Source organism: Bacteroidota bacterium, assembly GCA_034723125.1.
Lineage (GTDB): Bacteria > Bacteroidota > Bacteroidia > CAILMK01 > JAAYUY01 > JAYEOP01.
This window is the reverse complement of sequence record JAYEOP010000380.1, coordinates 1-10,255: the sequence shown is the minus strand read 5'-3', so window position 1 is coordinate 10,255 and position 10,255 is coordinate 1. Positions and strand designations below refer to the sequence as shown.

10 protein-coding genes are annotated in these 10,255 nt (G+C 27.2%); 8 read left to right on the top strand and 2 right to left on the bottom strand.

Translation table 11 applies throughout. The features are described from left to right. The 5 genes from U9R42_10135 to U9R42_10115 form a co-directional block, all read left to right on the top strand. A partial coding sequence (locus tag U9R42_10135) for a hypothetical protein (GenBank protein MEA3496380.1) occupies positions 1–381 on the top strand: 381 nt, incomplete at its 5' end. Positions 382–390: 9 nt separating this feature from the next. Beyond that, positions 391–1,131: a hypothetical protein gene (locus U9R42_10130; GenBank protein ID MEA3496379.1), complete on the top strand. Its 741-nt coding sequence runs from the start codon at positions 391–393 to the stop codon at positions 1,129–1,131. Further along, positions 1,091–1,507: a membrane protein insertion efficiency factor YidD gene (gene yidD / locus U9R42_10125; GenBank protein ID MEA3496378.1), complete on the top strand. Its 417-nt coding sequence runs from the start codon at positions 1,091–1,093 to the stop codon at positions 1,505–1,507. Before U9R42_10130 ends, yidD begins: the two co-directional genes overlap by 41 nt. Next, positions 1,485–2,327, top strand: a complete 843-nt coding sequence (locus tag U9R42_10120) for a hypothetical protein (protein ID MEA3496377.1) — start codon at positions 1,485–1,487, stop codon at positions 2,325–2,327. The genes yidD and U9R42_10120 overlap by 23 nt, the downstream gene beginning before the upstream one ends. Next, positions 2,299–3,147: a hypothetical protein gene (locus U9R42_10115; protein MEA3496376.1), complete on the top strand. Its 849-nt coding sequence runs from the start codon at positions 2,299–2,301 to the stop codon at positions 3,145–3,147. The genes U9R42_10120 and U9R42_10115 overlap by 29 nt, the downstream gene beginning before the upstream one ends. 276 nt (positions 3,148–3,423) lie before the next feature. On the opposite strand, the gene U9R42_10110 is transcribed toward U9R42_10115, so the two are convergent. After that, a complete protein-coding gene (locus tag U9R42_10110; GenBank protein MEA3496375.1) occupies positions 3,424–5,061 on the bottom strand; it encodes a hypothetical protein in 1,638 nt (545 codons plus the stop codon). 286 nt (positions 5,062–5,347) lie between these two features. Here U9R42_10110 and U9R42_10105 point away from each other — a divergent pair, with 286 nt between their 5' ends. From U9R42_10105 to U9R42_10095, 3 genes are all read left to right on the top strand, one after another. Next, complete coding sequence (locus tag U9R42_10105; protein ID MEA3496374.1) at positions 5,348–5,722, top strand: hypothetical protein; 375 nt, start codon at positions 5,348–5,350, stop codon at positions 5,720–5,722. An 87-nt stretch (positions 5,723–5,809) separates the two neighbouring features. After that, positions 5,810–6,715, top strand: coding sequence for a hypothetical protein (locus tag U9R42_10100; protein ID MEA3496373.1), 906 nt, complete (start codon positions 5,810–5,812; stop codon positions 6,713–6,715). Between the two features lie 5 nt (positions 6,716–6,720). Continuing rightward, complete coding sequence (locus U9R42_10095) at positions 6,721–8,052, top strand: MFS transporter (protein ID MEA3496372.1); 1,332 nt, start codon at positions 6,721–6,723, stop codon at positions 8,050–8,052. An 18-nt stretch (positions 8,053–8,070) separates the two neighbouring features. Here U9R42_10095 and U9R42_10090 read toward each other — a convergent pair. Continuing rightward, positions 8,071–10,255: hypothetical protein (locus U9R42_10090; protein MEA3496371.1), on the bottom strand; the 2,185-nt coding region annotated here is incomplete at its 5' end.

The following is a 10,255-nucleotide window of genomic DNA, read 5'->3' as shown; positions in this document are numbered from 1 at the left end:
CTTTGTTTTTCTATTTTATTAAACAAAATTAAAAAAACTATGAAAAAAAATATTCTCTTTCTTTTTCTTAGTTTCTTTTTTCTTTCAAATTTAGTCTTTGCATCAAATGCAGATTTGTTTTCTTATAATAAAGAAAAAATACTAGATGAATTTTCAAAATTAACTCTTATTGAAAATTATGTTTTACAACATGAAGATGCAACATACACAAAATTAAAGATTAATAATCCTAATATTGATTTTTCTTTAAATCCCAACTTATCCCCTATACCTAATAAATTTAATATGACATACGATATTGATGAAACTATTAGTGTAATAATGAGTTTAGCTTGTTGCTTACTTTGTGGTATATATATATGGCGTTATAACTATAAATAATTTGTTTTTATGTTATATTATTTATTCATTAAATTAAATTTTCTTATGCTTCCACCACCAAAATTTAAAACAAATATTTTTTCATTTTTTATACTCTGTTTTCTAATTATACCTAATATTTCTTTAGGACAACAATTTTTTAGAGTTGAAGCTGACATTTCCATTAAAACAAAAAATTTTGACGGCAGTTATCAATTAAGTATGGGTAGAATATATTATGATAAAAACATTCAAAAGTTAGTTTACGAATTTATATTTCCCGAAAAAGAAACTTGGGTAATTAAAGACACTTTTGTTTATAAATTTGCAAACAATAAACTCTATGCACAAACAAAATCATTACCACTAATTAAATCAACAATATTTCATCTTTCCTTAAATGGAAGTCTTTCAAATTTTGGTTTATCAAGCAACATTTATGAAATTACTAATGTAGAAAAAGACCAAGGACAAATTATAACTACATGGGAAACTAAAGAAGATTTTGGAGATCTTGGAAAAGTAATGATATCAAATAAAAACAAAGAACTTTTTGGAGTTATTTTTTTTAATAGTAAAGATAAGATGTTGGGAAAACAGTTTTATAAAAAATATACCATTGTCAATAATTTGAACTTTCCTACCGAAATAGTTCAAATAATGTATCTGGATGGGAAAGAAAATCATCAAATTACAACTTTTAAAAACATTGAAGTAAATAATATCAAAAATGAGAATTACTATAATTATCCTCTTCCTGCTTCTAAATAGTTTTTCAAGCTTTTCACAACGCATTGAAGAAATAAATAAGTTCAGAGATATAAAACCGGAGCTTGCTAAAACAGATTACAGTTTTGCCAAAAATAATAACAATGAAATACAATTTATTTTTTCATCATTATTTTTATTCTATAAAGTATTTATTTCATCACAAGATGCAGGCTCTTGTGGTTTTACACCATCATGTTCAATATATGCCATAAAAGCCATTCAACAACAAGGAACAATTTTCGGACTTATTAACTTTTTTGACAGATATTCCCGTTGCAACGGCTTAAGTCCCGGTGATTATCAAATTGACCGCCATTCACATCTTTTAATAGATCCTGTAAGAAATGCCAAATATGAAAAACTTATTACTAAGTAAAATTCTAATTGTTGTATTGTTTTTTTTTATTAGCAATACATACGCACAAGACATTTTTAGTCTTAAAAACTCAAAGAAATATGCAAACTATCTTTATAAAGCAAATAATTTCACACTTGCTGCCGAAGAATATGAGCGCATTTTATTTCTTGATTCATTTAACAAAAGCGATATCAAGCTAAAACTTATAAGGTCATATCGCTTTTCTGAAAATTATAACACAGGAATTGCACGAATAGAAAGCATGTATTTTTCTTTGGATTCATTATCTAACGAAATGGCTTATGAATATTCAAAGCTTTTAATACTAAATAATAACCTTCCTAAAGCAAAATTTTTTCTCGTTTCAAATACTTCACTCATAAAGGAAAAGAAATTATTTTTTGATTTAACAACTGCAATGTATGAAAACGACTATGCATCTGCAAATGAAATGCTTAAAGAAGCGGGGGATATTGATTATGCTCCGATTAAACAATACAATACTATTTTACAAGACGCACTTTCATTAAAATACAAAAGTCCGGGACTTAGTTTAGCAATGTCGGCAATAGCACCTGGACTTGGCAAAGTTTATTGCGGATATTGGAAAGATGGCTTAGTTTCACTTTTTATGACAGGAATGTCTGTCTATCAAGCATATCGTGGCTTTGATCAGAACGGTAACAAAAGTGCTTATGCATGGATATATACAGGAATGAGTGCAGGTTTTTACATTGGAAACCTTTATGGTTCCTACAAAGCCGCTAACAAATATAATTTCAATAAAAAACATCAAATTTACCATAGCGTTGAAGAAGTTTTTAATACTACATATTAGTTTAGTTTTTGTTACTTTTATTTTAAAAGGACAAAGTATTGAGCAAACTCTTGCATTTGCTGATAAGCAATTTGAAGAATCAAATTATAATAATGCTATAAAAACTTATGAAAGAGTGATTTTTTTTAATAATTCCAACAATTTCTCAATCTTTTTTAAACTTGCCGAATGCTACGCTAACACTAAGAACTATTCCAAAGCTCATCATTATTTTGATGTTTCTTACAATCTATCTGATAATGACAGCATGAGTAATGCAATAATCTTCAATAAAGCCTCGCTTTACATTTTATCAGGGGAAAACAATCTTGCATTCATTGAACTTTTAAGCCTTGATGACTCTTTAGGGGAATTTCAAGAATGGCAAAAAGAGTTCTATTTTGGAATTACTTTTTTTCAAAAAGAGGAATTTGACAAATCAAAAATTCATTTTTTTAAAGCAATAGATACAAACAACAACTCTCAGAAAGAAGCTATAAATCAATTATTTATCGACAACTATAAATTAAAACGATTTAACCCAAAGCTAATGAAATATATGAGCGTTTTTGCCCCCGGCTCAGGACAGCTTTATTGTGGAGATATTAAAAATGCCCTTAACTCTTTTGTACTAACTGTTTCATTTGCAGCTTTATTTATTTATACTGTACATAATTATTCCTACATTGATGCTTTCATAAGTGTAATGCCTTGGTACCAACGATACTATTCCGGTGGATTTATGAAAGCTGAAGAAATTGCTGAAAATAAAATTATTAAAGAAAGAAATATTATTTTCAAAAAGATACTTGATGTTGTTGCCTTTGAAGAAGTGCCTTAAGTACTTGAAGTTATAAATGGTGGATAAAGAAAATTACTTAGTGGCTATAAAAAAACTCGTATGTTTTTGACTGTTAGAATATTATGTGTATTCTGTCGCTTGAATCTAATGTCATAAAGTAGTCATTTGATTGTCATTAAATTGTCATTAAGTTACAAAACCCAATGACAGCTTGGCTAAATGACTATTAATGACAATTGAATGACTTTTACATTCACATCCATTATTAATTCAAAGCCCAAGTATAATGAGTAATACAAAGTTTTCTTAGTGCCACTACTTAAGAATTAACACTTCCATTTTTGCAGATACTTCTCTAAAATTAGCTTTTTCAATTTCAAACTTACCATCAGATGAATAATCTATAAAGTAATAATAGTTTCGCTCATCATCATAAATATATTTAAAAGATTTACCTGAGTATTCCAAAATAACTACTTTAGTTTCAGGGATTTTGTAGTTTTTTAAAATTTTATTTGTAAATGATTTATTATAGCCTGTAAATAAATAATAAATATTTTCTTCTTCAAATTTCTTAATATTTTCTTTAAGCATTTCCATAAGGAATTTAATACAGGTTGAGCATGTCCTATTAGTATTTATAGTTATAACTTTTGAACCTGGAGCTATTTTTAATTCTTTAATTAACAGAAACAACCTATCTTCAATACTTATGTTTAATAAGTTTTTCTTTTTTTTCTTTGCTTTAATTTTCTTTTTAAAAAATTCATTCTCAATTTCATTCAATTTCATCTTTTTAGTTTGCCCTAAAGAATGATTATATGTTACTCTATCCTGCATATTAAAACGGCATAACGCCCCCCCTGAAACATAAATACTTGATTGTAAAGAATCAGCAAAAGAATAACCCAATACATTTAAATTTTTATCCAAAATCTGTACAAAATCTAATTTCATATAGTCTTTATAAGCTTCAAGACTAATTTTTCTAATATAAACATTTTCTTTTTTATAGTACACAGGTGCATAGAAATCACTACGTGTTAAACTGTCATTCACTAGTGTTGAATCTAAAAAGCCTTTATTGTTATAAAAAAGATTTTCAGGATATTTTATTATGTTTAATAATTTGTTATTCTTAACATCAAACTCATAAATATTAGGAGAATGTTGGTGTACATAATAAATATTTCCTCTATGATTAAATCTAAAATCAATAGTTGTTTCCAAAACTCTTTTACCATAAAACTTACCAATATCCTCTTCTGGAAATTTTACATCTAACATTAAAACTTTTTTAGTCTTTAAATTATAACTACAAAGCATTTTTGGCCAAAAACTCCTAAAATCCCATTGGGAAGGATTTGGACGATAAATTGAAAAAGGAATTATTAAGCAATTATCAATAATTTGATTTTCTTGAATAAGATGATTTCTTTTCATTATCATTTTGTCTGGACTGCGATAATGAATAAAGGGAACATCATCAAGGCTAAAATAATTTTTTACTACCCCCTTACTATTAATTAAAAGAAAATCTATTTTTAAATCAACTGACTTTTCAAATTCTATTTTCATCAAAGTAGATCTATCATAAAAAATAAAAACTGAATCCTGATTGTGATAATAAATCTGTTCAATTGGTAAGTTAGGAATACTATCATTTTTTAAAGGAACAATAATAAGACTATCTTTTGTAGCATTATAAACATAAATATTTTTATTATTAGCTGAAAGTGATATTTGATATAATTCATCATTTAATAATCTATAGTTATGATGTCCCAAAACCATTGATAATGAATAATTATCGAAAAATTTCGATTTATTTTCATTTACATTATTAATACTACCAACTTCCGTCTCAAACACTTTAAATTCAATTGTGTTGTTTTGACTTTTACAAGAAGTAATAATTAGTAGTAAAATTAGCAAGATGTCTGTTTTTTTCATAAATTAGTTTTTTATAAAGTATTTTCAATTCAATAAAATAGCTTATAATTAATGCTGACAAAATAATATAGCAAGTATTGTATCTTACTGATTTGTGTGTGTGTGTGTGTGATACAACATCATATAATTAATTATTAATCAATACAAAGATAATCATATTTTCTAATTAAAAATATATATATTTTGATTTTCACAAATAACTTTGGAAAGCCAAGTGCCCACCCTCAAATCTCTGGTACAATATTTTCTACATTTCCGCAATTAAAATATTTAGGGGGGCTATAAAATGAAGTCAAAGTTTAAATTACTACTAATAATTTTATCAACTATATTTCTTATTCAAGGATGTACAATCTCCAAGTTTTCAGGTAATAATGAGATACCTTTATCTTTTAGCCAAGCAGGAGAAGAATATGTTCTTATCAAACATATAAAAATTAAAAAGGTCCTTAATTTTCAATACAAATCTTCTTTTGATGTAAATAATTTAATAAAAAAAGAAATAACAAAACATGAGGCTGATGCAGTGAATAATATAAATGTTGAACTAAAATTTACTGCAACAAATTTTTTCTTAGATGCAATTTCACTGGGAATTGCTTATTCAAGAACCATAATCATTGAGGCTGATTTAATGAAAAAAAAGGAGAATTTATTTTAGGGGACTTCTAATAATTCTACAAATCTATCAATGCCAACAAGAAAAAAAACTTTAGTTTTGCATTAAATAAAATACTTACAAACTGTTTTGAAACTTCAACGAACAATAATATTAACACTGATTTTTCTGATAACTTCTGGGTTTCAATCCAAACCGACTACTTCCCAAGAACCCATTTCAAATGATTCTGTACGAAAATATGTTTACCAAGGATTTGAACATCTCTACAATTTTGAATTTGTAAGCTGTTACAAAAAAATTTCATACTTAAAACAACATTATCCCGAATCACCATGGACATATATACTTGCTACCAATTATTACTGGTGGCAATATTTAACAGGAGAAAATGAAGATAAAACAATTAGTTATTTTTATTCAAATATTTATTTAGCCGAAAGTCATCTAACTGATAATATTTCCTATGAGAATCTTTTTTGCAAAACGCTCATTTTCGCATTTAAATCCAGATTTGATTTAATGGAGGAACGCTACATTCCTGCAATGAAAGAGTTTTTAAAATATACTCATGTAATGCGCAAATCCTTCGGAAAAGAAAAAGAATTTAAAAGCTTCTATCTTTCTTCCGGTCTTTATAATTACTTAAGTGCTGTTGCCTACAGGGATTATCTTTTCCTTCGTCCATTATTATTTTTAGCCCCATCAGGAAATATGAATACCGGATTAAGTTTTTTAAAAAGAAAAAAATACGATTTAATCCTTGATACTGAAAGCACTTATTTTTTATTAAAAATATATTTTGAAATAGAAAAAGACTTTATCAAAGCCGAGAAATATGGTAAATTCTTAATAAAAAAATATCCGAAAAATTTTATTTTTCATCATTTTTACAACAAAAGTTATGTAAAAAATCACAATTCGAAACTTAATAATAGCCAAATAGAAAATTTAAAATCAATAATAATTGATAATAAAGAACTATCTTACAATCAAAAAAAATATTTATTTTCACTGATTAAGAAAAACTACTAATAACTTTGAAAGTAGAAAAAAATAACAAAAGAATACTTCATTCGTGGGCATTTTACGATTGGGCAAATTCAGTTTTCCCTTTGATTATTACGGCTGCTATTTTCCCTTCTTTTTACGAAACTGTTACAACAAATTCAAATGGCAGTGATATTGTTGAATTTTTGGGAATTAACATAAAAAACACTGTACTTTACTCCTATTCGTTTTCATTTTCCTTTTTAACAGTTGCTATTTTATCACCCTTTCTTTCTGGCATTGCTGATATTACAGGCAAGAAAAAATCCTTTATGAAATTCTTTGTTTTTTTGGGAGCAATTTCTTGTTCTTCACTATTTTTCTTTGATGGAAACAATATTGAGTTTGGGATTATAGCTTTTATTATGGCAAATATTGGATTCAATGGCAGTTTGGTTTTTTACAATGCATACCTTCCCGAAATTGCCACTTTAGATAAAATGGATAAAATTAGTGCTAAAGGATATTCACTTGGTTATGCAGGCTCTGTTATTTTACTTATCGCTAATCTAATTTTTATTCTGAATGCAAAAAACATGGGTATTTCAAATAACTTGTTACCTTATAAAATTTCATTTCTCTCCGTTGGATTATGGTGGATTTTATTCTCTCAATATACATTCAAGAATCTTCCACAATCACTATCAAATGGAAGAAATAAAACAAAACTTCTCACAAAAGGTTTTAAAGAACTTTTATTAGTTTGGAAAGAAATAAAAAAATCCGCCACCAAAAAAAAGTTTTTGTTTGCATTTTTCTTTTACAGCATGGGAGTTCAAACAGTAATTTACATGGCAACTATTTTTGGTGCTAAAGAGTTACACATCAGCACTATCAAACTAATAATTTCAATTCTGATAATTCAAATTGTTGGAATAGGAGGAGCATATTTATTTTCGTGGATATCCAAACGAAAAAACAATATTTTTGCTCTAACTGTTTCACTCGTAATCTGGATTTTTATTTGTGTAGTAGCCTATTTTATTTACACGGATTACGGTTTTTATTTTCTTGCTTTTATGGTTGGGCTTGTTATGGGTGGAATCCAAAGTATCTCAAGGTCAACATACTCTAAGCTAATTCCTCAAGACACCAAAGATGTTTCATCCTACTTTAGTTTTTATGAATTTACCGAGAAAATTGCAATAGTTATAGGAATTTGGTCTTATGGTTATATAGAATTTATTTCAGGAAGTATGAGAAATTCCGTTTTTGCTCTCGGAATATTTTTCCTTATCGGTATTCTTATTTTAAAATTAATTAAAAAATCTCCACAAAAGGGAGATTTTTCAAATGGTTTTAGTAAGCAAATAGATAATTAATTTCTAAACCAAATTTTGTTATTTGATATAAATCTTTTCTGAGTGATTAATTCCTTCACCTTTAACATTCACAATGTAATAAGCACTTTTTTCCATTATTTGAATCTTAACATTTCTTGAATTTTTATTTTCAAATGAAGTTATTTTTTTACCATCAATTGAATAAACTGTAATTGTAACGTTTGTAGAAATGTCATTTGCAAAGTTGATATAAACATCATTTTCTTGAGAATAAACTTTCAACTGAGAATCTTCTGTTAATTCCTCTACTGCTGTGTTATTATTTTGTGATGCAAGTTGTTGTTGTTTACAAAAATGAATAACAAACCTGTCTTCATCATCATTTACATTTGCATAAAATTCATACTCACCATTTAAAAGATTATGAACAACTTCTTGTTTTTTATCTTCAACAAAAACATAGTAACAGTCAGGAAATTCTTCAAGATTTGCATTTAATGTGTTTTTTCCTGTTTCTCCAACTTTAAAATTTAATTGAACTTTTACATCAGTTGAAAATTTCTTTAAAGTATTTATTGAAACTTCTTTGTCATTTATTTTTGTATAAATTTGAGGAACAATTTTATTAAAACTATACATTTTGCTTGCATCAAAATCGCTATCATAATTATTTGTTGCATTATCGTCAAAACGAACTACTGCTTCATCTTTAAATCCGTTAAAAGATTCAATTGTAAATCTTACTGATTCACCTGCAAATTCTTCATTTCTAAAATTCTTTGATTTATTATTTACTTTTGAATTATCTTTAATTGTCAGTGAAGCGTTTTGTCCAGAAGTACTAGCTTTTACAAAAAACGCTTGCATAGGAGGTATATATCTTGATCCACCATTTGTGCCTGAATTATTTACATAAGTTGCAATATTTTGTAAATCAGGATCCCAGATATAAGTAGCATTCTCAAGTTTTGATTTTGTCCATCCTGAACTTTTTCTCCAATCAATCATTGCATAATAAGGATTTCCCACTAAATTAAATCCATCATTTGAATAAGTAATTACTGTATTAGAATAATTTCCTGAATTTAAACTTCCATCCAAAGTAACTGTTGTATTATTAGCAAAATATACATCATAACCTTTAAATTGTTGTAATGATTCTCCTGAACCATGTGCATCCCATGTATCAGTATGTTCATTGTATGAATATAATGCTGCTCCCATAAAAACATTTGATGATACACCTGATAAGGGAATTGAAACATAATGCCATTTTCCACCTGATAAAACTAAATCAATTGTAGCATTTCCCGTTCCTGAAATATATCCGTAATCTACCACATAAGCACTTGCTGTGGCAGTAGTTTCAAAAACAAAAGTTCCGTTATTTATAATTGTTTTATTATTACTATTATCCAAAACGCCTGAAATACAGAATGAATCAGTATTTGTAACACTTCCTTTATTTAGAAAATCTTCTACATTAAAATATCCTGCATTTGAAAAAGTACAACTCCAATCGTTCTCAAATTCTCCACCTACTGTTAATCTACTTCCCGATGAATTTGTAAAAATTCCTTGATTTAATAGGTCTGTACCTATACTAATTTCTCCACTATTATTAAATGTACAACCCCAATCGTTCTCAAATTCTCCACCCACTGTTAATGTACTTCCCGTTGAATTTGTAAAAGTACCACTACTTTTAAGGTCAGTTGTTACACTAACGTCTCCACTATTGGTAAAAGTTCCTTGATTTAATAGTTCTGTACCTATATTAATTTCTCCACTATTATTAAAAGTACAACTCCAATCATTTGCTAATTTAGCATCAATATCTAAAATACCTCCTGATGCATTGGTAAAAGTCCCTCGATTTAATAGTTCTGTACCTATATTAATTTCTCCACTATTATTAAATGTATAACCCCAATCATTTTTTAATATAGCATCAATATCTAAAATACCTCCTGATGCATTGGTAAAAGTCCCTCGATTTATTAGATTAGATGTAATATTTAGATTTCCACTATTTGTAAAAGACTCACCATAATCAATTGTAAAATTACCATCTATATTTAATGTCCCACCTGATAAATTTGCAAAAGTACCTTCGTTTTTTATATTCACAGAAAAGGACATTGTTCCACTATTAGAAACATTTCCTAAATAAACAATTTTTTTTATATCAACTGTACCATAATTTATAAAATATCCATCGCTATTTACTTTAATTCTCTTT

What these genes read in the sequence shown, in the direction of transcription:
- U9R42_10105 (MEA3496374.1), top strand. Translation starts at nt 5,348, where the DNA reads ATGAAGTCAAAGTTTAAATTACTACTAATAATTTTATCAACTATATTT.
- U9R42_10110 (MEA3496375.1), bottom strand. Translation starts at nt 5,061, where the DNA reads ATGAAAAAAACAGACATCTTGCTAATTTTACTACTAATTATTACTTCT.
- yidD (MEA3496378.1), top strand. Translation starts at nt 1,091, where the DNA reads ATGAGAATTACTATAATTATCCTCTTCCTGCTTCTAAATAGTTTTTCA.
- U9R42_10130 (MEA3496379.1), top strand. Translation starts at nt 391, where the DNA reads ATGTTATATTATTTATTCATTAAATTAAATTTTCTTATGCTTCCACCA.
- U9R42_10120 (MEA3496377.1), top strand. Translation starts at nt 1,485, where the DNA reads ATGAAAAACTTATTACTAAGTAAAATTCTAATTGTTGTATTGTTTTTT.